This is a genomic window from Nocardioides nanhaiensis (genome assembly GCF_039542785.1).
Classification (GTDB): Bacteria; Actinomycetota; Actinomycetes; order Propionibacteriales; family Nocardioidaceae; genus Nocardioides; species Nocardioides nanhaiensis.
In genome coordinates this window covers 178,733-203,701 of record NZ_BAABIM010000001.1, presented here as the reverse complement: position 1 = coordinate 203,701, position 24,969 = coordinate 178,733, and the positions used below count along the sequence as shown (strand labels likewise).

Genomic DNA, 24,969 nt, shown 5'->3' with positions numbered 1-24,969 from the left:
GCTCACATCCTGAAGACGCCGAAGCGGTCGGTGCCCTCGACGGGCCGGTTCTCGATCACGGACAGACAGATAGCCAGCACCGTGCGGGTGTCGCGCGGGTCGATGACGCCGTCGTCGTAGAGCATCCCGGAGAGGAAGTGCGGCAGGCTCTGCTCCTCGACCTGCTGCTCGACGACCTGCTTGATGCCCGCGAACCCCTCGGCGTCGAAGGTCTGGCCCTTGGACTCCGCGGACTGGCGGGCCACGATCTCGAGCACGCCGGCCAGCTGCGCCGGACCCATGACGGCGGACTTGGCGCTCGGCCAGGTGAAGAGGAAGCGCGGGTCGAAGGCGCGGCCGTTCATGCCGTAGTTGCCCGCACCGTAGGAGGCGCCCATGACGACGCTCAGGTGAGGCACCCGGGAGTTGCTGACCGCGTTGATCATCATCGCGCCGTGCTTGATGATGCCGCCCTGCTCGTACTGCGCGCCGACCATGTAGCCGGTGGTGTTGTGCAGGAAGAGCAGCGGCACGTCGACCTGGTTGGCCAGCTGGATGAACTGGGTGGCCTTCTGGGCCTCCTCGCTGAACAGCACGCCCTGCGCGTTGGCGAGGATGCCGATCTGCCGGCCGTGCAGCCGCGCCCACCCGGTCACCAGCGAGGTGCCGTAGAGCGGCTTGAACTCGTCGAAGACGGCTCCGTTGGTGGGGCTGACGCCGTCGCAGAGCCGGGCGATCACCTCGCGCGGGTCGAAGGGCTCCTTGAGGTCGGCCGGCACCAGGTCGAGCAGCTCCTCGGGGTCCGCGTCGGGCTCCGCCCAGGAGGTGGGCGCGACGGTGGCCTTGCGCCAGTTGAGCCGCGCCACGATGCGGCGTCCGATGCGGATCGCGTCGTGCTCGTCCTCGGCGAGGTGGTCGGCCAGGCCGCTGGTGCGCGCGTGCATCTCGGCACCGCCCAGGGACTCGTCGTCGGTCTCCTCGCCGGTGGCCATCTTGACCAGCGGCGGCCCACCCAGGAAGACCTTGGCCTGCTCCTTGACCATCACGGTGTGGTCGCTCATGCCGGGCACGTAGGCGCCGCCGGCCGTGGAGTTGCCGAACACGATCGCGATCGTGGGCTGCTTGCGGGCGCTGGCGCGGGTGAGGTCGCGGAACAGCTTGCCGCCGGGGATGAAGATCTCCTTCTGCGTGGGCAGGTCGGCTCCGCCAGACTCCACCAGCGAGATCGTGGGCAGCCCGTTCTCCTCGGCGATCTGGGCCGCCCGGAAGATCTTCTTGACCGTCCACGGGTTGCTCGCGCCGCCCTTGACCGTGGGGTCGTTGGCCGTGATCAGGCACTCGACGCCCTCCACGACGCCGATCCCGGTCACCACGCTGGCGCCGACGGCGAAGTCCGAGCCCCAGCCGGCCAACGGGCTCAGCTCCAGGAAGGCCGACCCCTCGTCGACCAGCAGCTCGATGCGCTCGCGCGGCAGCAGCTTGCCCCGCCCGTGGTGGCGCGCCACGGACTTCTCGCCGCCACCGGCCACGGCCTTGGCGTGCTCGGCGTCGAGCGCGGTGATCTTCTCGAGCAGGGCCTCGCGGTTGCCCGCGCCGCCGCTCACGCGTACCCCATCAGCTTCGCGGCCAGGTCGGCCAGCACCTCGGTGGCGCCACCACCGATCGGCAGGATGCGTGCGTCGCGGTAGTGCCGCTCCACCTCGGTGCCGTGCATGTAGCCCGCACCGCCGTGCAGCTGGACGGCCCGGTCGCACACGTTGGTGGCGGCGTCGCACGCCGTCTGCTTGGCCAGGCAGGCCTCGGCGATCACGTTCTCGCCGGCCTCGTGGCGGCGGACGACGTCGTGGGCGTAGACGCGCGCCACCTCCACCTGGCGGCGCATCTCGACCAGCTGGTGCCGCACCACCTGGTTGGCGATGAGCGGCTTGCCGAACGTCTCGCGCTGACGGCAGTACTCGGCCGTGAGGTCGAGGCTGCGCCGGGCGATGCCGTAGGCGTGCACGGCCAGGCCGATCCGCTCCACCACGAACTGCTCGGCGATCTGGTAGAAGCCCGAGTTCTCGGCCCCCACCAGGTTGGCCACCGGCACCCGCACGTCGACGTAGGAGAGCTCGGCGGTGTCGGAGCAGTGCCAGCCCATCTTGCGCAGGCTGCGGTCGACGGTGAACCCGGGCGTGCCCGCGTCGACGACGAGCAGCGAGACGCCGGCGTGCCCGGGCCCGCCGGTGCGCACCGCGGTGGTCACGAAGTCGGCACGCACCCCGCTGGTGATGAAGGTCTTGGCGCCGTTGACGACGTAGTGTTCGCCGTCGCGCACGGCGGTGGTGCGGATGCCCGCGACGTCGGAGCCGCCACCGGGCTCGGTGACCGCCAGGGAGCCGATCTTCTCACCGGCCAGCGTGGGGCGCACGAAGCGCTCCACCAGGTCGGGGTCGCGGGTGGCGGCGATGTGGGGCAGGGCGATGCCGCTGGTGAACAGGCCCGCCATCAGCCCGCTCGAGGCGCCGGCGCCGAACATGCCCTCCTGCAGGTACACCGAGTCCATCAGGCCGCCGCCCACGCCTCCGACCTCCTCGGGGAAGGCGATGCCCAGCAGGCCCTGCTCGGCCGCCGTGCGGTGCAGCTCGCGCGGGATGGTGCCGGCGTCCTCCCACTCCTGCAGGTGCGGGTACACCTCGCGGCGCACGAACTCGGCGCCGAGCTCGGTGACGGTCTGCTGATCGGCGAGAGCAGAGCTCTCGGCAGGTGCAAGAGCGGTGCTCACAGAAGATTCTCCTGGATGTGGACGATGCGGGAGCGGAGCCACTCCCCGAGGCCCTTGGCCTGGGGGTCGAAGCGGGTGGAGGCGGCGACGCCGTCGCCGAGCAGGCCGTGCACGACCACGTTGACGGCGCCGAGGTGCGGCAGCAGGAACACGTCGACGTCGAGGTCGCGCGCCTCGGGCAGCAGCTCGCGCACCTTGCGCGGGCTCATCAGCTTGGCCAGCCAGGTGCATCGGGCGCGGTAGAGCTCGTCAGGGGAGCCGTCGTGGGCCACCCACAGGCCGATGTTGGCGTCGCCGCCCTTGTCGCCGGAGCGCGCGTGCACGAACGTGCCGAGCGGCATCCGGCGGTTCACCGAGTCCTGCGGGGCCGGGTAGGGCGAGGGTCGCCGGCCGGCATCGGGGTCGGGGTCGGCGGTCGCCGTCGGGTCGGCCAGCACCTCGCGCCGGCCGTCGGCGTGCACCACGGCGTGCTCCACGGCGTCGCGCGCCACCAGGTGCGGCCGGTACACGCCGTACGGCGTCGGCGTCCCCGGCGGGCCGGTCATGGTGAACCCGGGGTAGGAGCCGAGCGCGAGCTCGACGGCGGGCGCGGTGAATGCCTTGCCCACGGGGCCGGGCTCGGGGTCCATCACCGTGCACCGCAGCAGGCAGGAGGCGCCCTCCTCGGTGTCGGCGTCGGCCAGCGGGGAGGCGGTGTGGGTCCAGGTGACGCTGGTGGCGCGCAGGTGCGGCTCGAGCTGGGCGCGCACCCAGTGCGCCTTGGCGTCGAGGTCGAGGCCGGTGAGCACCAGCTCGAGGCTGTTGCGCCAGCCACCGAGCTCGTTGACGCACACCTTGAGGCGCGGCGGTGGCGCGCTGCCCCGCACGCCGCTGATGCCCACCCGGTCGGTGTCGAGCTGGGTCAGCCGCACGGTGTCGAGGTGCGTGGTCACATCGGGGTTCAGGTACTGCGCGCCCTGGATCTCGTAGACCAGCTGGGCGGTGACGGTGTCGACGGTGACGGCGCCGCCGGTGCCGTCGTGCTTGGAGACGACGCTGCTGCCGTCGGCGGCCAGCTCGGCGAGCGGGAAGCCGAGCGGGCGCGGGTCGGGCTCGCCGTCGACCCAGAGCGAGCGGAAGCCGGAGAAGTTGCCGCCGGTGGCCTGGGTGCCGCACTCGAGCACGTGCCCCGCGACGACGGCTCCGGCCAGCGCGTCGTGGTCCTCGAAGGTCCAGCCGTGGTGCGCCATCCCGGCTCCGACGACCAGGCTGGCGTCGGTGACCCGGCCGGTCACCACCACCTGCGCGCCCTCGCGCAGCGCGGCCGCGATGCCGGCACCGCCCAGGTAGGCGTTGGCGGTGAGCGCGTCGCCGAGACCCAGCTCGGCGGCCTTGGCTCTCAGGTCGTCGCCCTCCACGTGCGCCACCGCGACCTCGACGCCGAGCCCTGCGGCCACCTCACGCACCTTCGCGGCGAGTCCCGCGGGGTTGAGCCCGCCGGCGTTGGCGACGATGCGCACGCCACGCTCCAGCGCGAGACCGAGGGACTCCTCGAGCTGGCGCACGAAGGTGCGCGCGTACCCCAGCGAGGGGTCCTTCATCGTGTCCTTGCCGAGGATCAGCATCGTCAGCTCGGCCAGGTAGTCGCCGGTGAGCACGTCGAGCGAGCGTCCGCCCGTGGTGCCGTCCACCATCTCGCGCATCGCGGCGAGGCGGTCGCCGTAGAAGCCCGAGCAGTTGCCGACGAGCAGCGGCGCGGGCCCGGTGCTCGGGGCCGGGTCGTTCGTCATCGCTTCTCCCTCCCGGGTCCCGGCGGTCCGGCGAACGCCTGCGCGATGCCCAGCCAGTGCTCGGCGTCGGCGCCGTCGGCCACGAGAGCGGTGTCCTCGCGGTGCACGCGCTGGGTGACCAGCAGGCAGAAGTCCAGGGCGGGGCCCCTGACGGTCTGCACCGACTGCGCGGCGTCGTCCGGTCCCCACGTCCAGACCTCCCCCGACGGCGCGGTGAGCTCGATGCGGAACGGCTCGGTCGGTGGCTCCTCGCCGTGCACGGCGTAGGCGAAGTCGCGGGTCCGCACCCCCAGGTGGGCCACGTGGCGGATCCGGTCGGTGGGCTCCGGGGCGGAGCCCAGCGCCTCGTGGACGTCCTGGGCGTGGGCCCAGGTCTCCATGAAGCGGGCCGTCGCCATCGAGGCCGGCGACATCGGCGGGCCGAACCACGGCAGCCGCTGCCCCGCCGGCACCGCGCGCAGCGCCTCGGCCAGCGCGGCCCGACCCCGCGACCACCGCGGCAGCAGCTCCTCGGGTGGCAGCGCCGCCAGCGCGTGCGCGCCGTCGTCGACGAAGCGCTCGGGGTCGGCACTCCCCCGCAGGAGCAGGTCGTCCCAGGCCTCCGACTCGGCACGGCCCTGCAGCGAGCGCGCGGCCAGCGTGGCGGCCTCGTCGGTCCAGGCCAGGTGGGCCACCTGGGTGGCCACCGTCCAGCCCGGCGCCGGCGTCGGCGACGCCCAGCCGCCGTCCGCGCCGTCGTCGAGTCCCTGCACGACGGCGAGCAGCTGGTCGCTCTCCACGCGCAGGTCGTCCAGCAGCTGCTCGAGCACCTCGCTCATGTCGTGCCCTCCTTCTCCGCGTGCCGACCGGGGTCGAGGGCGGCGTCGAGCGTGCGCGCCCACTGGTCGAGGATCCGGCGGCGCCGGCGGGCGTCGTCGGAGATGGTGGTGGCCAGGCCGAGGCCGCGCACCAGGTCGAGCGTGGCCTGCACCAGCTCGCGCACACCGGGCTGCGACTCGTCGGCCCCCAGCGCGGTGACGGTGAGCCGGTGGGCGTCGCGGCCCACCCGCTGCTCGAGCGGACCGACGGCGGCCTGCAGCGCGGGGTCGGTGCGGGCGGCCACCCACAGCTCGAGCGCGGCGGTGAACACCGGGGAGGTGAAGTGGTCCTCGAGCATGGTGAGCACGGCGCGGGTGCGGCGTGGGCCGCTCGGCAGCCGGGCAGCGGCCGCCCGCAGCTCGGCGCCGCGCACCTCGGTGAGGTGCTCGACGGCGGCGAGCACCAGGTCGTTCTTGGTCGGGAAGTGGTGCAGCTGGGCGCCCCGGCTGACCCCCGCCCGCTCGGAGACCAGCGTGGTGGAGGTGCCCGAGAAGCCGCGCTCGACCAGGCACTCGACGGCGGCCTCGAGCAGCCGGGCCCGCATCGCCCGGGTGCGCTCGCCCTGGGGCGTGCGGGTGGGTGCCGTCGTCACCGGTGCAGCATGACGCGGTCAGTTACAAACAGTCAAGACTGACTTTTAGTCGGTGGACGGCGGCGCGACCGGGACCTCAGGTGCCGCAGTAGGTGACGTGCTGCCCGAACGACTCCGGCGCCGGCTCGGCGTAGGCCTCCAGGCCGGGCCGCTCGGTGAACGGGTCGGCCAGCACCGCGAGCAGCCGCTCCACCGGGCCGAGGTCGCCCTCGGTGGCCGCGTCGAGCGCCTCCTCGACCAGGTGGTTGCGCGGGATGTAGACCGGGTTGGCGGCCTCGGTGCGCGCGGCGTCGGGGTGGTGGGCGCGCCAGCGCTCGAGCCAGGCGTCGACGCCGGCCAGGTCGACCACCCGGCTGCGCAGCGGCTCGGCGTCGCCGCGGGCCGCCGCTCCCAGCGCGCGCCACGAGCCGGTCCAGTCGGCGTGCGCCTCGCGGAGCAGGGCGAGCAGGCCGTCGGCCAGCGCCTGCACCTCGGCGTCGTCGGGGCCGCCCTCCCCGGCGGGCGCCAGACCCAGCTTGGCGCGGACGCCGTCGGTCCAGGCGACGCCGAAGCCGGTCTGGAAGCCACCGAGCCGCCCGGTCAGCAGCTCGACCGCCTCCTCCTGGGTCTCGGCCACCAGCGGCACCAGCGTCTCGGCCAGCCGCGCCAGGTTCCACGCGGCGATGCCGGGCTGGTTGCCGTAGGCGTAGCGCCCGCCCTCGTCGATCGAGCTGAAGACCGTGGCGGGGTCGAACCCGTCGAGGAAGGCGCACGGCCCGTAGTCGATGGTCTCGCCGGAGATCGTCATGTTGTCGGTGTTCATGACGCCGTGCACGAAGCCCACCAGCATCCACCGCGCCACCAGGCGCGCCTGCGCGGCCACCACGGCCTCGAAGAGCGCGAGGGCCGGGTTCTCGGCGTCGGCCGCCTGCGGGTGGTGGCGCTCGATCGCGTGCTGCACCAGGCGCTCCAGCAGGTCGAGGTCGTCGGTGGCGCGGGCGTACTGGAAGCTCCCGACCCGCAGGTGGCTGGCCGCCACCCGCGCCAGCACGGCCCCCGGCAGCGGCTGCTCGCGCTGCACCGCGGCGCCGGTCGCGACGACGGCGAGCGAGCGGGTGGTGGGCACACCCAGCGCGTGCATGGCCAGGCTCATCACGTGCTCGCGCAGCATCGGCCCCACCGCGGCGAGCCCGTCACCACCGCGCGCGAACGGCGTGCGACCCGACCCCTTGAGGTGCAGGTCGCGCAGGCCGCCCGGCGTCCCCCGGTCACCGATCTCCCCCAGCAGCAGCGCCCGGCCGTCACCCAGCCGCGGGCTGTACCCGCCGAACTGGTGGCCCGCGTAGCACTGCGCCACCGGCTCCGCGCCCGGCGGCACCGCGTTGCCCGCCAGGAACCGCGCGCCCTCGGGCGAGCGCAACCACGCGGCGTCGAGGCCCAGCTCGCCCGCCACCTGCTCGTCGAGCACCAGCAGCTGCGGCTGCGGCGCCTCCTGCGCCCGCCACGGCCGCGCCAGCTCCGGCAGGGCGTCGGCGAAGCGGTGGCTGAGCCGGACGGCGTCGAGCCCGGCGGCGGTGCTGGTCGCGGGGGTGGTGGTCACCCCTCCCACGCTACGACCCCCGCCCACCCTGCGGGCCCGGTCGCCGCCGGGGTGGTCGGCTGCGGGTCGACGCCCGCGGGACGAGCCCGGCGACTCGACGCCTGTGGATGACCACGAGCACGGGTGACCGCGCATCGGCGAGGGTGGCGTGCATGTCGGTGGCGGTCACGTCGGTGCTCGAGCAGCTCGGAGGCGTGGCGACGCGCGCCCAGCTGCTGGCGCTCACCCATCGGTCCGCGGTCGACCGGGCGATCGACGTCGGCGACGTGGCGGTGGTGGCGCGCGGCCGTTACGTGCTCGCTCGTGTCGACCGGGCACCCGCGGCGGCACACCGCGTCGGCGGGCACCTCTCCCACCTCAGCGCGGCCCTCCACCACGGGTGGTCCGTCCTCCTCGTGCCACCGGTCCCGCAGGTCACCGTGCCGCGCTACCGCCGGTTGAGCCCTGAGCGGCGCCGCGACGTCGAGCTCCGCTGGGCGACGCTCGAGTCTGACGAGGTGCGCGACGGCGCCACCACACCCGATCGGACGCTGGGCGACTGCCTGCGCCACCTCCCCGCCCGAGAGGCACTCGCCGTGGCCGACTCCGCGCTGCGCAGCGGTTACTCGCATGCCCGCCTGGCGCGGGTGACCGCCGAGCTGCGAGGGACCGGCGCTCCCGCAGCCCGCTCGATCGCCGCGCGGGCCGACGGGCGGGCGGCCAACCCCTTCGAGTCGGCACTCCGCGCGGTCTGCCTCGAGGTCGCAGGACTCCGGGTGCGACCCCAGGTCTCCCTGCACGGGCGCGAGTTCCTCGGGCGCCCCGACCTGGTCGACGTGCACCTGCGGATCGTGCTGGAGGCCGACTCCTTCACCTGGCACGGCGACAAGGCCTCGCTCGAGCACGACGCGTGCAGATCCATCGCATGAGCGTGCTCGGGCACGGGCAACGTGTCAGCACTTCTACGCCTGACACACTGCGCCCATGCCTTCGATCCTCATCACCGGCGCCTCCTCCGGTCTCGGCGCCGAGATGGCCCGCCAGTTCGCCGCCCGCGGCTACGACCTCGCCCTGTGCGCCCGCCGCCTGGAGCGCCTCGAGGAGCTGCGGGCCGAGATCGGTGCCGCCCACCCGCAGGTGCGGGTGGAGGTGCGGGCGCTCGACGTCAACGACCACGACGCCGTGTTCAGCACCTTCGAGGAGCTGGCGAGCACGCTCGGGCGGCTGGACCGGATCGTCGTCAACGCGGGCCTGGGCAAGGGCGCCCCGCTGGGCACCGGCCGCTTCGACGCCAACCTCGAGACCGCGATGACCAACTTCGTGGGCGCGCTGGCGCAGACGGAGGCCGCGATGACCGTCTTCCGCGCCCAGGAGGCGGGGCACCTGGTGATGGTCTCCTCGATGTCGGCGATGCGCGGCATGCCGAAGACGATGACCACCTACGCCGCCACCAAGGCCGGCGTCGCGCACCTGGCCGAGGGCATCCGCACCGAGCTGGCCGGGCGCCCGCTGGGTCGCACCGTCAAGGTGAGCGTGCTCTACCCGGGCTACATCGCCTCGGAGATGAACGATGGCGTCGAGGGCTCGACCCCGCTCATGGTCTCCACCGAGAAGGGCGTGCGCGCCATGGTGAGCGCCATCGAGAAGGAGGTGGCCGACGCCTGCGTGCCGTCGCTGCCCTGGTCGGTGCTGGCGCCGGTGATGAAGCACGCGCCGCTGCCGCTGTTCAAGCGCCTGATCTGAGCGTGTCGGTGCCGGTCGGGGCATCGGCGTCCACCTCGGGCTCGAGCCCGGAGACCACGCCGCTGAGCCCGCCGTGGCCGCGGGTCGGCCAGGCCGCGAGGCCGGTGACGAGCAGGAAGACCGGCAGCGCCAGCGTGGCCCGGCTGTCCTCCACCCACACCAGCAGCACCAGCGGACCGACGCCGACGGCGAGCTTGAGCAGGCGTGCCACCGCCACCGGGAGGCGACGACGCAGCCGCGGACGCACGTCGACCGTCCACTCCCCCGCGGTGCGCCCCAGCAGCAGCACGCACCCGGCCTGCACCGCCCCGGAGGCCGCGAGCTGCCAGAGCTCCTGGGTGCCGAGGTCGGGGAGCCGGTCACCCGCGAGCAGGCTCCAGGACCGGTAGGCCGCCCCGGCCGCCGCACCCACGAGCACCACCACCAGCAGGTCGCACACCATCCCCATCCAGCGGCGGCCCAGCGTCAACCGGGTCGGGGGTCGCGGGCGGTCCGGCCGACGTCGCACCACGGGCGCGGAAAGCAGTGATCCGAGGACGGCCCCGAGCGTGTTGAGCAGCAGGTCGTCGACGTCGAGCACCCGGTAGGCGCACGGGAAGAGGCCCCACACCCCCGTCACCTGGGTGATCTCGATGAGCACCGAGGTGAGCAGGCCGGCCAGCGTCGCCACCACGACGCCCCGGCGCAGCACCCGCCGCACGAAGAACCCGAACGGCACGAACAGCAGCACGTTGAGCGCGACCTGCAGGAAGGCGGGGTCGCTCAACAGCTCGAGGCCGACGACGCTGCGGTCCAGCGCCGGCCGGATCGAGCCCAGCGGCTCGAGCTGGCGGCCGGCGCAGCGCAGGTCGGCGCGGTCGGGCAGCGGCAGCAGCGTGTAGGTCCACAGCGCCAGCCCGTAGACCGCGGCGGCCAGCAGCGTGAGCAGGTCGCCGGGCCCGAGCCGACCGTCGCGCCGGTACTGGACGGCGGCGGTGGGCACCAGCAGCAGCACTGCCAGCACGCTGCCCAGCAGGGTGGCGAGCAGCGCGTTGGAGAGGTCGACGCCGGCCCCGCTCATCGGGCGCCTCTCATCAGGCGCCGGTCACCGGTAGGTGCGCAGCCCGGCCGAGAGGTGCGTGTGCTCGTTGAAGGTCAGCAGCCGGGTGCCGCCGGACCCGACGACCAGCCGGGTGACCGAGGAGTTGACCACCACCGTGTTGAAGGCGGCCCAGGGCTCACCCAGCGCCGCGGGATCGCGCTCGGCGGCGGCGGCCGGCGTCGTGAGCAGGGCGGCGCTCACCCCCACCGGCCCCCCGGAGGTGACCACGACGACGAGGCCGCGGGGCTGCTCGGTGGCCCGGGCCGCGGCGTCGGCCTGGGCGGCGCGCACGCGGTCCACGAAGGCGGCGAAGGTCTCGGGGTAGTCGTGCTCGGCACCGGCGGCCCAGGCCGCGGTCACCTCGGCGAAGACGGCCTGGAACTCCTCGCGGGTGTGTCCCGGCGCTAGCTCGGGGCCGTGCGCCATCAGGCCGAGGTGGTCGAACTCGTCCCACCGCTCGTCCACGACCGTCTCGACGTCGTCCCACCGGGCGCCCTCGACGATCCCGGCGAGGGTGTCGCGGTGCCGGCGCAGGCCGCCACGCACGAGCGACGTCGCGGTGAGGCCCTGCTCGGCGAGCCAGCGCCCGAGCGTGCGTGCCTGCTCCCAGCCGGTCTCGGAGAGCACGTCGTAGTCGGCGGCGCCGAAGGACGCCTGCCCGTGGCGCACCAGCAGCACCAGTGCCATCTGCTCCCCTGCTCCCTGCCGCTCGTCGGTCTCGGCTGGAGACTAGTGAGCGCGACCAGGCGGCCGGGCGGGTGGGTCGGGCGGGTGGGTCAGAAGAGGGTGACGGTGGCGCGGGTGATCGTCCAGCCGCCGCCGGCCCTGGTCGCCGTCGCCTGCAGGTAGCCGCGCAGGGCCGAGCCGCGGTAGACCAGCGCGGTGCAGGAGCGCTGGGTGCCCGTGCCGGTGCACGGGTTGACCTCGCGGCCACCGAAGCGCAGGCCGGCGCGGCGGTGGGTCATCAGCGTCGCGACGACGCCGGGGGCCGCCACCTTCTTCGCTGCGGCGACCCGCTTGCGGTTGACGGCGACGACGAGCTGGTCGGCGGCCCGGTCGGCCGAAGTGGCGCGCGCCGCGGAGACGGCCGGCGCGCCGGCGCCGGCGGGGGCCGCACCGAGGCCGAGCGCCAGCACCAGGGCGACGAGCACCAGGACGAGGACGGGGGGACGGGGGCCGGGGAGCATCGGCACTCCAAGCGGTGGGGGGTGGGGTCCCGCATCGTCGCACCGACGGGCCCCGGGCGTCAGCAGATCTGCCGAACCGCTCCGCGCAGCTCAGCTGGCCGACGCGACCTCGGGCACGGCGGGGGCCTCGACCGCGGGGGCACCCACGAGTGCTGCGGCCGGGTCGGCCACCGCCAGCGGGTGGAAGGCACGCAGCGTGCGCCGCACCGACCACAGCACCAGGCAACCCACCACGAAGCCGGCCACGACGTCGGTGAGCCAGTGCTGGTTGAGCCGGGCCCGGAAGTACATCTCGGCGACCCCGAGCAGCACCACGCCGACGCCGAGCAGCCGCACGACGGCCCTCCGGGGTCGGAGGTAGTGCGCCACGAGCACGACGGCGGTACCGGTGACGACGACGATCCGTGCGACGCCCCCCGAGGGGTAGGCCCCGATCTCGGTGCCGATCAGGCTGAGCACCTCGCGCTCGCGGTCGGTGACGCCGGCCAGGCCCAGCTGCGCGCACCGGGTGACGCACCACGCCAGCGGCAGCACCAGCAGCGGCATCCACCAGCACCCGCCCCGCAGGGCGAACCAGGCCGCCAGGCCCACCGCGAGCACGACCGTGAGCACCTGCGTCTCGGGGACGTTGCCCATCTGCGTGGTGACGGCGAGCAGGTCGGTCCACGCCGACGTGCCGCGCGCCTCCATGGCCGCGAAGAACGGGTCGTCGACCGGACCCTGCAGGGCCGCGGCCACCTGGCCCAGCAGCAGCGACACGGCACCGACCGCCAGCAGCGTGACGACGGCGGCGCGCAGGCCGGCGACGACGTCGAGGGGGCCAGCGCGCATGACGGCGGAGTCTATCCCCCACGACCGGTCCGCGACCGGATGCTCAGACGGCGACGGTCGTGACCACGCGCGCCCGCTGGTCCGGCTCCAGCCAGCGTCGGTAGGCCCGGTGCAGCCGCGCGGCGGACCAGATCAGCAGGGGCAGGGCCACCAGCACCGAGATGCGCCACTCCGGGATGCGCGAGAGGCCCGAGAACAGCAGGCCGGTGAACGTGGTGCTGATGGCGAGCCGCGCCGAGTAGCCGACCATCCCGAGCGGCGGTGCGGGCGTGGCGCGGGCGGAGCGGAAGTCGACGGCGTAGGGCCGCGCGGCCGACCAGCGCATCGAGGCCGCCACCACCTGCACGGTCACCACGACGACCGTGCAGACCAGGGCCGCCGTCTCGGCGGCGGTGGGGAGACCGGCACGCAGGGCAGCCACGGCGACGGTGACCAGCGAGGCCACCAGCAGGAACTCCGCCAGCACCCAGGCGCGAGCGGCGAAGACGGCCGCCGCGGTGACGGGCAGGCTCTCGCGCCACAGGGCGCCGCGACCGTCCAGGCACCAGGCGTTGACGCCGAACAGCAGCGCCCCGCCGGAGGCGACGAGCCCGGGCAGCACGGTCATCGAGCTCCACGGCAGGTTGCCGATGACGGCGACGAGCGCCGGCCCGAGCGCCAGCACGGTGATGCCGCGGCGCATCGGCACCGCGCGCCACACCGAGGCGCGGTCGGTGCGCAGCAGCACGCCGAGGTCGGTGCGCGGGGTGCGGCGCACCCCGTAGGAGGATCCCTCGACGCCGATCTCGTCGCGCGGCACGCGGTGGGCCGCCACGTGGGCGGGGACGGCGCCCAGCACCACGGCCAGGAGGAAGGCGCCCAGCAGCACCAGCAGGGTGCGAGCGAGGACCCACGGGTCGCCGGTGATCATGCCGATGACCACCCACTGGGTGGGGATCCGGTCGAAGGTGGCCACCAGCTGTCCCGCGACCTGCAGCCCGACGACGGCGCCGAGCAGCCCCACCACCAGCGCCCGCACACCGACGACGCCGTGCGGCAGCCGGCGGGCGGACTCCAGTGCCCACGCGAACGCCTGGGCGACGGCGGTGGCGGTCAGCACCCAGAGCAGCAGCACGGCCTGGGCACCGACGAGCAGCGGCCGCCAGCCCAACGCGTACGCGGTGGTCCCGAGCAGCATCCAGACCTGCAGCAGCCAGGCGATGTTGAGGGGGGCGAGCAGCAGGGCGCCGAGGTGGTCGGTGGTCGGGCTGACCGGGTGCACGGCCGCGGGGTCGCGGGCCAACAGCTCGCGCCCGCCGCCCGAGGCGGTCGCCGAGACCACCGCGAGCGCCAGGAAGGCACCCAGCGCGGTGGGCAGCAGGAGCAGGACCTCGAAGGCGCGCCCGTCCCCGCCGGCCCCCGGCGTCAGGGCGGGCACCGTGGCGGCGGTCGCGGTGAGCAGCAGCAGGAGCGTCATCCCGGCCGCGAAGGCACCCCGGCGACGCATGGTGGCGCGACGGAAACGCAGCAGGTGCCCCACGTCGACCACGGCACGGACAGCGTCGGTGAGGTCGCTGCGGCGCGGGCCGCGCAGCCGCGGGTGCCAGAGCCCGCGCGGCGGCGCGGGGACGGGCGGGGTCTCAGTCGAGGAGGCCACGGTAGGCACGCGCGCCCTCCTCCCCCGCCATCTCCTCGGCGGCCAGGGTGGCCACGCGCGAGCCGCCGCGCAGCACGCTGACGCTGGTGCACGCCTCGACGGCCAGCTCGCGCAGGTGCGTGGAGACCAGCACGCAGGCCCCCCGGGCGCGCGCGTCGGCGATCACCTCGAAGGTGGCCTCGACGCCGATCGGGTCGACGCCGTCGAAGGGCTCGTCGAGCAGCAGCACCTGGGGCAGGTGCAGGGCGGCGAGCACCACCGAGAGGCGCCGCGACATGCCGTGGGAGAAGCCGGCAGTCACCCGGTGGGCGACGTCGCCGAGCTCGAAGCGCTCGAGCAGGTCGCGGCCGTGCTCCTCCCAGCCGGTCATCCGGCGCAGCCGCGCCGCCAGCTGCAGGTGCTCCCACGGCGTCGCGCGGGGCACGAGCCCGCCGACGTCGGGGCAGTAGCCGACGACCTGCTTGACCCGCAGCGGCTCGGTGCGCACGTCGTGGCCGGCCACCCGGGCACTGCCCGCGGTGAGCGGCACGACGCCGGCCAGCACGCGCATGGTGGTGGACTTGCCGGCGCCGTTGCGCCCGAGCAGCGCGGTGGCCTCGCCCGCGTGCGCCTGCAGGTCGACGCCGGCGACGGCCTCGACCTCGCCGAAGCGCACGTGCAGGCTGCGCACGTCGACGACGGGCGCGGGCTGCTGGTTGTCCCTCACCCGCTCGATTCTCGCCGACCCCGGGCCGCGGGGGAACGGTTCGCGGTCACGAGGTGCAGGTCTGACCGATCGGTCACCTGCGACTAGTCCCGGGCGGGGACCACAGCGCCCCGACCGGCGGACCGGTCGGGGCGCTGGGTGGAACGGGTGGAGCGGGGTGGATCAGGTCAGGCGGGCAGCGAGCCGCCCGAGGCCGCGAGGTCGCGCAGCCAGGGGGTGGGCTCGAAGCGCTGGCCGTAGAGCTTGGCCAGCTCGTCGGCGCGCAGGCAGAAGGCCTGCAGACCGATCTCGCCGGTCACGGGGTGCTCGTACCCGGTCATGAACTGGGCGGCGCCGCCGGTCATCGGCGGGAAGCCGATGCCCATGATCGAGCCGATGTTGGCCGCGGCGGAGGAGGTGATGACGCCCTCCTCGAAGCACTTGGCCGTCTCGAGCGCCTCGGCGAAGAGCATCCGGTCCTTGACGTCCTCGATCGGGATCTGCTTCTCCGCGGGCGGGAACATCTCGGCCAGGCCGCTCCAGATCGACTGCCGCTTGCCGTCCTCGTAGTCGTAGAAGCCGGCACCCCGCAGGCGCCCGGCGCGGCCGGCGTCGAGCATCTTCTGCACGACGGCGATTCCCGGGTGCTCGGGCTGGTCGAGGCCGTCGCGCTCGGCGGCCTCGCGGGTGGCCTTGGCGATCTTGCCCATCAGCTCGAGGTTGAGCTCGTCGCTGAGCTGCAGCACCGGGGCGGGGTAGCCCGCCTGGGTGGTGGCCCGCTCGATGGTCCAGGGGTGCACGCCCTCGGCGAGCATCGCCATGCCCTCGTTGACCATGAAGCCGATGACGCGCGAGGTGTAGAAGCCGCGGCTGTCGTTGACGACGATCGGCGTCTTGCGAATCTGCTGGACGACGTCGTAGGCCTTGGCCAGCGCCTCCTCGGAGGTCTCCTTGCCCTTGATGATCTCGACCAGCGGCATCTTGTCGACGGGGCTGAAGAAGTGCAGCCCGATGAAGTCCTTCGGCCGGTCGACGCCCTGGGCCAGCTCGGTGATCGGCAGCGTCGAGGTGTTGGAGCACAGCAGCGCGTCGGGGTTGACGTGCGGCGCCACCTCGGCGAACACCTTGGCCTTGAGGGCGGGGTCCTCGAAGACGGCCTCGATGACCAGGTCGCAGCCGGCGAGGTCGGCGGGGTCGGCAGTGGCGGTGATCCGGCCCAGCAGCTCGGCCTTCTTCTCCTCGGTGCTGCGACCGCGCGAGATCGCCTTGTCCAGCAGGCCCTCGGAGTAGGCCTTGCCCTTCTCGGCGTTGGCCTGCTCGACGTCCTTGAGCACGACCTCCATGCCGGCCTTGGCGCACACGTAGGCGATGCCGGCGCCCATCATGCCGGCGCCGAGCACGCCGACCTTGGTGGCCTTCCAGGTGTCGATGCCCTGGGGGCGCAGCTTGCCGGCGTTGATCGCCTGCAGGTCGAAGAAGAACGCCTGGATCATGTTCTTGGAGCCCTGGTTGACGATCAGGTTCGTCAGGTAGCGCGACTCGATGCGTGAGGCGGTGTCGAAGTCGACCTGCGCGCCCTCGACGGCGGCCGAGAGGATCGCGCGGGTGGCGGGGTACACGGCGCCCTTGGTCTGCTTGCGCAGGATCGCGGGGAAGGCGGGCAGGAAGCCGGCCAGCGCGGGCGACTTCGGGGTTCCGCCGGGCATCTTGTAGCCGGGGGCGTCCCAGGGGTTGAGGCCGGCGTCGGGGTTGGCCTTGATCCACGCCTTGGCGGCGGGCTCGAGCTCCTCGCGGGTGGCGACCAGCTCGTCGACCAGACCCTTCTCGAGCGCCTTGGCCGGGTTGAACTGCGTGCCCTGCAGGAGGATATCCATCAGCGCGGTCTGCAGGCCGAACTTGCGCACGGTGCGGGTGACGCCGCCGCCGCCGGGCAGCAGACCCAGCGTGGCCTCGGGCAGGCCGACCTTGACGCTGCTGTCGTCGACCAGGATGCGGTGGTTGGTGGCCAGGCAGATCTCGTAGCCGCCGCCGAGCGCGGCGCCGTTGATGGCGGCGACGACCGGCTTGGGCAGCTTCTCGAGGCGGCGCAGCGCCGCCTTGACGCGCTCGCCGAGCGCGAAGACGCTCTCGGCGTCGTCCTTGCCGGCCTGGACCATGTTCTTCAGGTCGCCACCGGCGAAGAAGGTCTTCTTCGCGCTGGCGACCACCACGCCGGTGACCGAGCCGGCGTCGGCGGCCAGCTCGTCCTCGAGGCGACCCACGGCCGCCTCCATCGAGCTGATGTACAGCTCGTTCATCGTGTTGGCGCTCTGGTTCGGGTCGTCGAGGGTGAGGGTGACGATGCCGTCGGCGTCCTTCTCGTAGCGCACGGCGGTCTGGGTGTCGGTGCTCATCTGGGTCCTGTTCGGTGCTGGTGCGGGGATGCTGGGCGGGCTTGGCTGAGCGCTGTCAGCCTGACTGCGGGGGTCTCGGTACGCGCGTCACGGCCTCGTTCCTCGACCGTGGCGCTACTCGACCTTCGCTCGACTTCTGAGCTCGGTCTCGTTCCTCGACCGGTCTCAGACGAGCTCGACGATGGTGGCGATCCCCATACCGCCACCCACGCAGAGCGTGGCCAGGCCACGCTTGAGGTCGCGCCGCTCCAGCTCGTCGATCAGCGTGCCCAGGATCATCGCGCCGGTGGCGCCCAGGGGGTGACCCATCGCGATGGCGCCGCCGTTGACGTTGGTGATCTCGTCGCTGATGCCCATGTCGCGCATGAAGCGCATGGCCACGGCGGCGAAGGCCTCGTTGATCTCGAACAGGTCGATGTCCTTGACGTCCAGCCCGGCCTTGGCCAGCGCCTTGCGCGCGGCGGGGGCGGGGCCGGTGAGCATGATCGTCGGGTCGGCGCCGGAGACGGCGGCCGAGACGAAGCGGGCGCGCGGCGTCAGGCCGAGGTCCTTGCCCACCTGCTCGCTGCCGATCGCCATCAGGGCGGCGCCGTCGACGATGCCCGAGGAGTTGCCGGCGTGGTGGACGTGGTCGATCTTCTCGACCCAGTGGTACTTCTCCAGCGCGACGTCGTCGAACCCGGCGTCGGCGCCGATCTGGGCGAAGGAGGGCTTGAGCCCGGCCAGGCCCTCGGGGCTGGTGTCGGGGCGGATCGTCTCGTCGTGGTCGAGCACGGTGACGCCGTTGATGTCGACGACCGGCACGACCGAGCGGCCGAAGTAGCCGTTGGCCCACGCCTTGGCGGCGCGGTGGTGCGACTCGGCGGCGTAGGCGTCGACGTCGGCGCGCGACCAGCCCTCGATGGTGGCGATCAGGTCGGCGCCGATGCCCTGGGGCACGAAGCCGGTGGTGAGCGCGGTGGCGGGGTCGGAGGCCCACGCGCCGCCGTCGGAGCCCATGGGCACCCGGCTCATCGACTCCACGCCGCCGGCGAGCAGCAGGTCCTCGAAGCCGCCGCGCACGCGGGAGGCGGCCTGGTTGACGGCCTCGAGACCCGAGGCGCAGAAGCGGTTGAGCTGCACGCCCGCGACGGTCTCGGGGTAGCCCGCGGCCAGCGCCGCGGTCTTGGCGATGTCGCCGCCCTGGTCGCCGATCGGGGAGACGACACCGAGGATCACGTCGTCGACGCGCTCGGGCTCGAAGCCGTCGTTGCGCTTGCGCACCTCGTCGAGCAGCCCGACGACGAGGTCGACCGGCTTCACCTCGTGGAGGGAGCCGGCGGCCTTGCCCTTGCCGCGCGGGGTCCTGATGTGGTCGTACACGAATGCTTCTGCCATGGTCCTGGAGCCGTCCTCGCGATCGCCTGGGGTCGAGCGGGCACGGTGATTGCGCCCCTCGATGGTGACACCAATACTGTCAGTGTCGTCAAGCAGTGTCGTCAAGGGTCCCGCGAGTGCCAGGAGTCACATGTCCGCCCAGCCCACGCCCGAGCCCGAGCCCCTCGCCGGGGCCGGGCCGGAGCAGCTGCTCACCCTCGAGGAGCTGACCACCCGGGTGGGGATGAGCGTGCGCAACGTGCGCTTCTACACCTCCAAGGGGCTCGTGCCGCCGCCCATCCGCCGCGGCCGTTCGGGCTACTACTCCGCCGACCACGTGGCCCGGCTCGAGCTGGTGCAGGAGCTGCAGGGCCATGGCTTCACCCTGGCCGCCATCGAGCGCTACGTGGCCGGGCTGCCCGACGACGCCACGCCCGAGGAGGTGGCGCTGCGGCGCACGATGCTGGCGCCCTGGCAGGCCGAGCCGCCCGCGCGGATGACGCGCGCCGAGCTCGAGCAGCGCGTGGACCGGCCGCTCACCGACGACGAGCTCGACACGCTCGTGGCGATCGGCGTGGTCTTCCCCGACGACGACCCGGACGTGCTCAAGGTCGCGCTCTCACAGCTCTCGGTGGGCCTGGGACTGATCGACCTCGGCTTCCCCCGGGAGGCCGCGCTGGCCTCCAAGGCGCTCTACGAGCGGCACGGCCGCGAGCTCGCGCGCGAGCTCAACGACGTCTTCCACACCATGGTGTGGCCGCGCTACCGCGACTCCGGCGCCTCACCGGACACGGTGCGCGAGCTGGTGGAGCGGCTCAAGCCGCTCTCGATCGCCAGCCTGGTGACCGCCTACGAGGTGGGCATGGACCAGACCAACCGCGAGACGATCGAGCGCCGCACCCGCGGCTGACCCGGGACGCCGAACGCCCTCCCGCGACCCGTCGGGCCGTGCGGGAGGGCGTTCGTCACACGAGGTCAGCGACGGCCGCTGAACGAGGCCGCGCTGTGGTTGCGGTTCGAGCCGGAGCCCGCCGCGGCGCCGGCGCCCGAACCGCGGCGACGGTTGCGACCGCCGCCGTTGCCGGTGCCGCCACCACCGGAGCCGGAGCCCGCGGACTGACCCTGCGAGCGACCGCCCTGGGCACCGCGACCGCCGCGGCCGCCCTGGCCGGCCTGCGCGGAGGCACCGCCCTGGCCGCCACCGCCGGAGCGACGGCGTCCGCCGCCACCGGAGCGACGTCCGCCACCGTTGCCGCCGCCCTGGCCGCCGTTGCCGCCACCCTGGTTGCCGGCGGGCTGCTCGCCCACGTAGCCGCCGGGCACGAGCACCCGGTCACCGGGGGCGAGGTCGGCCAGCAGCGGGTGGCCCGCGCCGTCGACCTTGGTGGTCTGCGGCTTGATGCCGGCCGCGCGGGTGAGGGCGCGGACGTCGCGCACCTGCTCGTCGGTCATCAGCGTGACCACGGTGCCGGCGGCGCCGGCGCGGGCGGTGCGGCCCGAGCGGTGCAGGTAGGCCTTGTGCTCGGTCGGCGGGTCGGCGTGCACCACGAGCGCGACGTCGTCGACGTGGATGCCGCGTGCGGCGATGTCGGTGGCCACCAGCGTGCTGGCCTTGCCGGAGTGGAAGGCGTCCATGTTGCGGGTGCGGGCGCCCTGACTGAGGTTGCCGTGCAGGTCGACGGCGGGCACGCCGGACTTGTTGAGCTGCCGGGCGAGCGCCTTGGCACCGTGCTTGGTGCGGGTGAAGACCACGGTGCGACCCGGCGCGCTGGCCAGGTCGATGAGCACCGGCAGGCGCTGGTCGCGGCCGCCGAGGTGCAGCACGTGGTGGTCCATCGTGGAGACCGGCGACTGCGCGGAGTCGGCCTCGTGCACGGCGGGGTCGCTGAGGTAGCGCTTGACCAGCACGTCGATCGCGTTGTCGAGCGTCGCCGAGAACAGCATGCGCTGGCTGCCGCGCGGCGTGGCGTCGAGCAGCCGCTTGACGGCGGGCAGGAAGCCCAGGTCGGCCATGTGGTCGGCCTCGTCGAGCACGGTCACCTGCACCGAGCCGAGCGAGCAGTGACCCTGCTGGATGAGGTCCTCCAGCCGACCGGGGCACGCGAGCACGATGTCGGTGCCGCGACGCAGGCCGTTGACCTGCGGACCCTGGCCCACACCGCCGAAGACGGTCTGGGTGGTGAGGCCGGCAGAGGCCGCCAGCGGCGCGAGGGCCTGCTCGATCTGGCCCACCAGCTCACGGGTGGGGGCCACGATCAGCGCGCGGGGCGACTTCGCGGCGGCGCGTCGTCCGCCCGCGAGGCGGGCCACGAGGGGCAGCAGGAAGGCGTAGGTCTTGCCCGAGCCCGTCCGGCCGCGGCCGAGGACGTCGCGACCGCGGAGGCTGTCGGGCAGCGTCGCGGCCTGGATCGGGGAGGGGGTGGTGATGCCGCGGTCGGCCAGGATGGCCACGAGGTCGGCCGGCACGCCGAGCGCGCCGAAGTCGGTGGAGCTGGTCACGTTGTTCACGTCGGTAGATCTCTCGGTTGTGTCTCACCGAGACGCACCCCCGAGATCGGGGCTGCGGGAGGCTGGGTGCCTCGGGTGACCGCACCGGCGCTGCGTGAGCGGTGGTGCAGGAGCCGGTGGCAAGACTGGTCCGGCTGCTTCTCGTGGCCGAGACTACCGGTCGCCACCCCCACGCCCCGCATCCGCGCGCGCCGGGGGTCCTGTCCCGTGAGCGCCGTCACCCGGCGGCGCGTCCCCGTCACGCCGCGGGCCGATCGGGGTATCGGTGAGGTGTGACCGTTGACAAGCCTGCGGGCAGCCAGGGCCGCGACGCCACCGACCCGATCACCGTGCTCGTCACGGGTGCCACCGGCTTCGTCGGCAAGCGCCTCGTGCCCGAGCTGACCGGGCAGGGGATGACCGTGCGTGCGATGACGCGCCGCCCCCGCGAGTACGACGGCCCCGGCGAGCCCGTGCACGGCGACGTGCACGACCCCGGCAGCCTCGCGCGCGCCTTCGAGGGCGTCGACGTGGCGGTCTACCTGGTGCACTCCCTCGACGACGACGACTTCGAGCGCAAGGACGCCGAGGCGGCCCGCGCCTTCGGCAAGGCTGCCGCCTCGGCCGGCGTGCGCCAGATCGTCTACCTCGGCGGCCTCGGCTCCGAGGACCAGGACCTCTCGGCCCACCTGCGCTCGCGCCGCGAGGTCGAGGGGCTCCTCGGCGAGGCGGGCGTGCCGGTCACCGTGCTGCGGGCCGCGATCGTCGTCGGCCACGGCGGCATCTCCTGGGAGATCACCCGCCAGCTGGTCAAGAACCTGCCGGCCATGGTGGTGCCCAAGTGGGCCGCCACCCGAAGCCAGCCGATCGGCATCGACGACGTCGTGCGCTACCTCGCCGGCGTCATCGACCACCCCGACGCGATCGGGCGGGTCTTCGAGATCGGCGGCTCCGACGTCGTCAGCTACGTGGACATGCTCCAGCAGGCTGCGGAGGTCATCAACGGCAACCGCGTGATCATCGTGACCGTGCCCGTGCTCAGCCCGCAGCTCTCCGCGCGCTGGATCGGCTTCGTGACCGACGTCGACGCCACCACCGGCCGCAACCTGATCGACTCCATGAGCACCGAGGTGATCGTGCACGACCACAGCATCCGCGAGGTCGTGCCCGGTGAGCCGGTCAGCTACCAGGAGGCCGTCCGCCGCGCCATCGAGGAGGAGCGGGCAAGCGCGTAGCGGCGACCGAGGAACGAGGTAGACGCGTCACGCGCGCAGATCGAGCAAAGCGCGTAGCGGCGACCGAGGGACGAGGTCGACGCGTCACGCGCGCAGATCGAGCAAGCCCCACGGGCGAGGAACGAGCCCGTGACGGGCGCGTCGAGATCCCCGCAGCCCGGTCAGCAGCACCAGGCGGAGCGCGCCGCGGGTGCGGAACGAACCCGCGCCGCGCGGAGCCGGAGCCGGAGCCGGAGCCGGAGCCGGAGCCGGAGCTCAGTTGCCCGGGGTCTGCCCGAACACCAGCGGTAGGAAGAACAGCATCGAGAGCGACCACGTGCAGTGGGTCAGGATCGGGGCGAGGATGCCCCCGGAGGCCCGGCGCTGGAGACCCACGACGACGCCGATGAACACGGCGGCGAAGCTGAGCATGATGTTGCCGGTGGCGGCGGTGGCGACGACGTAGGCGATGGTCGTCCACAGCACGGGGTTGCGCGGGATGGCGGCGTAGGCGGCACCCCGGAAGAAGAGCTCCTCGGCGATGCCGTTGACCGCGGTGATCACCACCAGGATCGGTAGCGAGCCCTGGTCGGCGAAGTCCAGGACGGTGGAGACCTGGCGCGCGAGCGGCTCGATCTGGCGCACCACGAGCCCGCCGGCCACGAAGATCGCGGCGAGGGCCAGGCCGAGCGCGATCGGCGTCAGGATCGGCCGCACGTAGAGGTCGTGGCGGGCGATCCGGCCCAGGTGCAGACGCCCGGAGGCGAAGGCGCCGACGGTCCAGATGGCGGCCAGCCCGAAGGTGGCGGGGTAGAACCACACGCTGCCGGCGTCGAGCCGCAGCGAGAAGCCGAGCACCACGGCGCCGAGCACCACGAAGCTCGCGGTGACCACCTGACGGCGCCGCAGGGCGCGCGGGGTGTCTCGCTGGTCGCGCGGGACGACGTCCAGCAGGGACCGTTGCAACCAGGCGCGCACGCGCTTACCTCCCGGGACCGATGGAGCAGGTGCGTCCCGGCCGGGCGGAGCGCCCGGGCCGGGACGGCGGACCTGCGGTGACTGCCAGTGGTGCGGGGACTACTTGGTCAGCTTGTCCTTGATGTTGCTGGCAGCGTCCTTGACCTTCTCGACGCCGTCCTTGACCGCGGCGGAGGCCTGGTCGCCCTTGCCCTCGGCCTCCATCTGCTCGTTGCCGGTCGCCTTGCCGGCGCCCTCCTTGGTCTTGCCCTTCAGGTCCTCGGCCTTGTTGCCGATCTTGTCGTCGAGCCCCATGGTTCCTCCTCGGGTAGTCGGATGCCGTACGGCCACCCGGTACCCCTCGCTCGCGCACTGAGCCCCACGACGCGCCGGGTGTGACCGGGTAGACCCGGGAGACACGGCCGACTCAGGCGAACTCGAGGACGCCGTCCTCCAGCGGCGCGCCCTTGATGGTGCGCAGGTCGCTCACGTAGTTCTGCTTCAGCGACCACGGGGCGCGGTCGCCCTGCTTGGGCAGGCGGTCGAGGGCGCGCTGCACGTAGCCGGAGGAGAAGTCGAGGAACGGCCGCTCCTGCACGGTGGGGTCGCGGCGCGGCACGACGCTGCGCCGCCCGGTGCGCTCGAGGTGGCGCAGCAGCCGCACGGCGTAGGAGCCGACCAGGTCGGCCTTCAGCGTCCACGAGGCGTTGGTGTAGCCGATGGTGTAGACGAAGTTGGGCACGCCGCTGAGCATCAGCGCCCGGTAGGCCATGGCCTGGGAGATGTCGACGCGCTCGCCGTCGACGGTGAAGTCGATGTCGCCGAACGCGAGCAGCCGCAGGCCGGTGGCCGAGACGACGATGTCGGCCTCGAGCTCCTCGCCCGAGCTGAGCCGGATGCCGCGCTCGGTGAAGGTCTCGATCGTGTCGGTCACGATCGAGGCCTGGCCGCGGCGCAGGGCGCGGAACAGGTCGCCGTCGGGCACGAAGCACAGGCGCTGGTCCCACGGGTCGTAGCTGGGGTTGAAGTGCGTGTCGACGTCGACCTCGGGCGGCAGCTGCTGCGCGGTGCCCTTGCGGATGATCTTGCGGGCCAGCGCGGGGCGCGCCTGGGCCAGGCCGTAGGTGCCCATGGCGAGCAGGATGTTGGCCCAGCGGGCCGCCGGGTAGGCCACCTTCTGCGGCAGGCGACGCAGCGCCTTGGCCACGGGGTCGCGGCCCGAGCGGGAGAGCACGTAGGAGGGCGAGCGCTGCAGCATCGTCACGTGCTCGGCCTCGCCGGCCATCGCGGGCACCAGGGTGACGGCGGTGGCGCCGCTGCCGATCACCACGACCCTCTTGCCGGTGTGGTCGAGGTCCTCGGGCCAGTGCTGGGGGTGCACCAGGGTGCCCTGGAAGCGCTCGGCACCGGGGAACTCGGGCTGGTGGCCCTGCTCGTAGTCGTAGTAGCCGGTGCAGCCGTAGAGGAAGCTCGTCGTCAGCGTCAGCGGGGCGCCGTCGTGCTCCACGTGCACCGTCCAGGTGGCGGTCTCGCTGCTCCACTCGGCGCCGGTGACGCGGTGGCGGTAGCGGATCAGCTTGTCGACGCCGCGCTCGGCGGCGACGGTGCGCACGTAGTCGAGGATCAGTGGGCCGTCGGCCAGGGCGGTGTCGCCGGGCCAGGGGCGCCAGGAGTAGCCGAAGGTGAACATGTCGGAGTCCGAGCGGATGCCGGGGTAGCGGAACAGGTCCCAGGTGCCGCCGCTGACCTCGCGGCCCTCGAGCACCGCGACGGTCTTGTCGGGGAAGGCCTCGGTGATCTGGCAGGCGGCGCCGATGCCGGACAGGCCGGCTCCGATCACCAGGACGTCGACGTGCTCGGGCGTGGTCATGCCACCAGG

General features: G+C 73.6%; 22 protein-coding genes. 4 read left to right on the top strand and 18 right to left on the bottom strand.

The window, feature by feature from the left end:
• Positions 1-2: 2 nt before the first annotated feature.
• The 6 genes from ABD948_RS00890 to ABD948_RS00865 all read right to left on the bottom strand — a co-directional run bounded on the left by ABD948_RS00890 (position 3) and on the right by ABD948_RS00865 (position 7,541).
• The gene (locus ABD948_RS00890) at positions 3-1,583 is read right to left on the bottom strand and encodes an acyl-CoA carboxylase subunit beta (protein WP_345262156.1); all 1,581 of its coding nucleotides are present in this window, start codon (positions 1,581-1,583) and stop codon (positions 3-5) included.
• On the bottom strand, positions 1,580-2,743 hold the full coding sequence (locus ABD948_RS00885; protein ID WP_345262155.1) for an acyl-CoA dehydrogenase family protein: 1,164 nt from the start codon (positions 2,741-2,743) through the stop codon (positions 1,580-1,582). The genes ABD948_RS00890 and ABD948_RS00885 overlap by 4 nt, the downstream gene beginning before the upstream one ends.
• Positions 2,740-4,512 carry an acyclic terpene utilization AtuA family protein gene (locus tag ABD948_RS00880; RefSeq protein WP_345262154.1) on the bottom strand — a complete coding sequence of 591 codons (1,773 nt, stop codon included), beginning with the start codon at positions 4,510-4,512 and terminating at the stop codon, positions 2,740-2,742. Before ABD948_RS00880 ends, ABD948_RS00885 begins: the two co-directional genes overlap by 4 nt.
• On the bottom strand, positions 4,509-5,330 hold the full coding sequence (locus ABD948_RS00875; protein ID WP_345262153.1) for a TIGR03084 family metal-binding protein: 822 nt from the start codon (positions 5,328-5,330) through the stop codon (positions 4,509-4,511). The genes ABD948_RS00880 and ABD948_RS00875 overlap by 4 nt, the downstream gene beginning before the upstream one ends.
• Positions 5,327-5,962 carry a TetR/AcrR family transcriptional regulator gene (locus ABD948_RS00870; RefSeq protein ID WP_345262152.1) on the bottom strand — a complete coding sequence of 212 codons (636 nt, stop codon included), beginning with the start codon at positions 5,960-5,962 and terminating at the stop codon, positions 5,327-5,329. The genes ABD948_RS00875 and ABD948_RS00870 overlap by 4 nt, the downstream gene beginning before the upstream one ends.
• Positions 5,963-6,038: 76 nt before the next feature.
• Positions 6,039-7,541 (bottom strand): protein adenylyltransferase SelO, encoded by a 1,503-nt coding sequence (locus ABD948_RS00865; RefSeq protein ID WP_345262151.1) that lies wholly within the window; start codon positions 7,539-7,541, stop codon positions 6,039-6,041.
• A 152-nt stretch (positions 7,542-7,693) separates the two neighbouring features.
• On the opposite strand from ABD948_RS00865, the gene ABD948_RS00860 reads away from it, so the two are divergent.
• Both ABD948_RS00860 and ABD948_RS00855 read left to right on the top strand, forming a co-directional pair.
• Positions 7,694-8,449, top strand: coding sequence for a hypothetical protein (locus tag ABD948_RS00860; protein WP_345262150.1), 756 nt, complete (start codon positions 7,694-7,696; stop codon positions 8,447-8,449).
• A gap of 55 nt (positions 8,450-8,504) precedes the next feature.
• A complete protein-coding gene (locus tag ABD948_RS00855) occupies positions 8,505-9,263 on the top strand; it encodes an SDR family oxidoreductase (protein WP_345262149.1) in 759 nt (252 codons plus the stop codon).
• Here the strand turns inward: ABD948_RS00855 and ABD948_RS00850 are convergent.
• The 8 genes from ABD948_RS00850 to ABD948_RS00815 all read right to left on the bottom strand — a co-directional run bounded on the left by ABD948_RS00850 (position 9,247) and on the right by ABD948_RS00815 (position 18,453).
• Positions 9,247-10,323, bottom strand: coding sequence for a VanZ family protein (locus ABD948_RS00850; protein ID WP_345262148.1), 1,077 nt, complete (start codon positions 10,321-10,323; stop codon positions 9,247-9,249). The two genes, ABD948_RS00855 and ABD948_RS00850, sit on opposite strands and share 17 nt — an antisense overlap.
• A gap of 24 nt (positions 10,324-10,347) precedes the next feature.
• Entirely contained in the window at positions 10,348-11,031 is a 684-nt protein-coding gene (locus tag ABD948_RS00845; protein WP_345262147.1) for a histidine phosphatase family protein, read from the bottom strand.
• Between the two features lie 89 nt (positions 11,032-11,120).
• Positions 11,121-11,531 carry a hypothetical protein gene (locus ABD948_RS00840; protein ID WP_345262146.1) on the bottom strand — a complete coding sequence of 137 codons (411 nt, stop codon included), beginning with the start codon at positions 11,529-11,531 and terminating at the stop codon, positions 11,121-11,123.
• A 90-nt stretch (positions 11,532-11,621) separates the two neighbouring features.
• Positions 11,622-12,362: a phosphatase PAP2 family protein gene (locus tag ABD948_RS00835; protein ID WP_345262145.1), complete on the bottom strand. Its 741-nt coding sequence runs from the start codon at positions 12,360-12,362 to the stop codon at positions 11,622-11,624.
• Between the two features lie 43 nt (positions 12,363-12,405).
• On the bottom strand, positions 12,406-14,007 hold the full coding sequence (locus ABD948_RS00830; RefSeq protein ID WP_345262144.1) for a hypothetical protein: 1,602 nt from the start codon (positions 14,005-14,007) through the stop codon (positions 12,406-12,408).
• Complete coding sequence (locus ABD948_RS00825; RefSeq protein WP_345262143.1) at positions 13,982-14,704, bottom strand: ABC transporter ATP-binding protein; 723 nt, start codon at positions 14,702-14,704, stop codon at positions 13,982-13,984. The genes ABD948_RS00830 and ABD948_RS00825 overlap by 26 nt, the downstream gene beginning before the upstream one ends.
• 167 nt (positions 14,705-14,871) lie before the next feature.
• Positions 14,872-17,076, bottom strand: a complete 2,205-nt coding sequence (locus ABD948_RS00820) for a 3-hydroxyacyl-CoA dehydrogenase NAD-binding domain-containing protein (RefSeq protein WP_345262142.1) — start codon at positions 17,074-17,076, stop codon at positions 14,872-14,874.
• Positions 17,077-17,241: 165 nt separating this feature from the next.
• Positions 17,242-18,453 (bottom strand): acetyl-CoA C-acetyltransferase, encoded by a 1,212-nt coding sequence (locus ABD948_RS00815; RefSeq protein ID WP_345262141.1) that lies wholly within the window; start codon positions 18,451-18,453, stop codon positions 17,242-17,244.
• Positions 18,454-18,583: 130 nt separating this feature from the next.
• Between ABD948_RS00815 and ABD948_RS00810 the strand changes: the two genes are divergently transcribed.
• On the top strand, positions 18,584-19,342 hold the full coding sequence (locus ABD948_RS00810; RefSeq protein WP_345262140.1) for a MerR family transcriptional regulator: 759 nt from the start codon (positions 18,584-18,586) through the stop codon (positions 19,340-19,342).
• A 65-nt stretch (positions 19,343-19,407) separates the two neighbouring features.
• Here ABD948_RS00810 and ABD948_RS00805 read toward each other — a convergent pair whose 3' ends face one another.
• Positions 19,408-20,931, bottom strand: coding sequence for a DEAD/DEAH box helicase (locus tag ABD948_RS00805; protein WP_345262139.1), 1,524 nt, complete (start codon positions 20,929-20,931; stop codon positions 19,408-19,410).
• 281 nt (positions 20,932-21,212) lie between these two features.
• On the opposite strand from ABD948_RS00805, the gene ABD948_RS00800 reads away from it, so the two are divergent.
• Entirely contained in the window at positions 21,213-22,154 is a 942-nt protein-coding gene (locus tag ABD948_RS00800; protein WP_345262138.1) for an NAD(P)H-binding protein, read from the top strand.
• A 255-nt stretch (positions 22,155-22,409) separates the two neighbouring features.
• Here ABD948_RS00800 and ABD948_RS00795 read toward each other — a convergent pair whose 3' ends face one another.
• From ABD948_RS00795 to ABD948_RS00785, 3 genes are all read right to left on the bottom strand, one after another.
• Complete coding sequence (locus tag ABD948_RS00795; protein ID WP_345262137.1) at positions 22,410-23,111, bottom strand: CPBP family glutamic-type intramembrane protease; 702 nt, start codon at positions 23,109-23,111, stop codon at positions 22,410-22,412.
• A 99-nt stretch (positions 23,112-23,210) separates the two neighbouring features.
• Entirely contained in the window at positions 23,211-23,405 is a 195-nt protein-coding gene (locus tag ABD948_RS00790; protein ID WP_345262136.1) for a CsbD family protein, read from the bottom strand.
• A 112-nt stretch (positions 23,406-23,517) separates the two neighbouring features.
• Positions 23,518-24,960 carry a flavin-containing monooxygenase gene (locus tag ABD948_RS00785; protein WP_345262135.1) on the bottom strand — a complete coding sequence of 481 codons (1,443 nt, stop codon included), beginning with the start codon at positions 24,958-24,960 and terminating at the stop codon, positions 23,518-23,520.
• Positions 24,961-24,969: the final 9 nt, after the last annotated feature.

Coding starts and splice junctions, on each gene's coding strand:
- ABD948_RS00840 (WP_345262146.1), bottom strand. CDS start 11,531: ATGCTCCCCGGCCCCCGTCCCCCCGTCCTCGTCCTGGTGCTCGTCGCC.
- ABD948_RS00850 (WP_345262148.1), bottom strand. CDS start 10,323: ATGAGCGGGGCCGGCGTCGACCTCTCCAACGCGCTGCTCGCCACCCTG.
- ABD948_RS00845 (WP_345262147.1), bottom strand. CDS start 11,031: ATGGCACTGGTGCTGCTGGTGCGCCACGGGCAGGCGTCCTTCGGCGCC.
- ABD948_RS00810 (WP_345262140.1), top strand. CDS start 18,584: ATGTCCGCCCAGCCCACGCCCGAGCCCGAGCCCCTCGCCGGGGCCGGG.
- ABD948_RS00835 (WP_345262145.1), bottom strand. CDS start 12,362: ATGCGCGCTGGCCCCCTCGACGTCGTCGCCGGCCTGCGCGCCGCCGTC.
- ABD948_RS00785 (WP_345262135.1), bottom strand. CDS start 24,960: ATGACCACGCCCGAGCACGTCGACGTCCTGGTGATCGGAGCCGGCCTG.
- ABD948_RS00875 (WP_345262153.1), bottom strand. CDS start 5,330: ATGAGCGAGGTGCTCGAGCAGCTGCTGGACGACCTGCGCGTGGAGAGC.
- ABD948_RS00820 (WP_345262142.1), bottom strand. CDS start 17,076: ATGAGCACCGACACCCAGACCGCCGTGCGCTACGAGAAGGACGCCGAC.
- ABD948_RS00855 (WP_345262149.1), top strand. CDS start 8,505: ATGCCTTCGATCCTCATCACCGGCGCCTCCTCCGGTCTCGGCGCCGAG.
- ABD948_RS00880 (WP_345262154.1), bottom strand. CDS start 4,512: ATGACGAACGACCCGGCCCCGAGCACCGGGCCCGCGCCGCTGCTCGTC.
- ABD948_RS00790 (WP_345262136.1), bottom strand. CDS start 23,405: ATGGGGCTCGACGACAAGATCGGCAACAAGGCCGAGGACCTGAAGGGC.
- ABD948_RS00860 (WP_345262150.1), top strand. CDS start 7,694: ATGTCGGTGGCGGTCACGTCGGTGCTCGAGCAGCTCGGAGGCGTGGCG.
- ABD948_RS00815 (WP_345262141.1), bottom strand. CDS start 18,453: ATGGCAGAAGCATTCGTGTACGACCACATCAGGACCCCGCGCGGCAAG.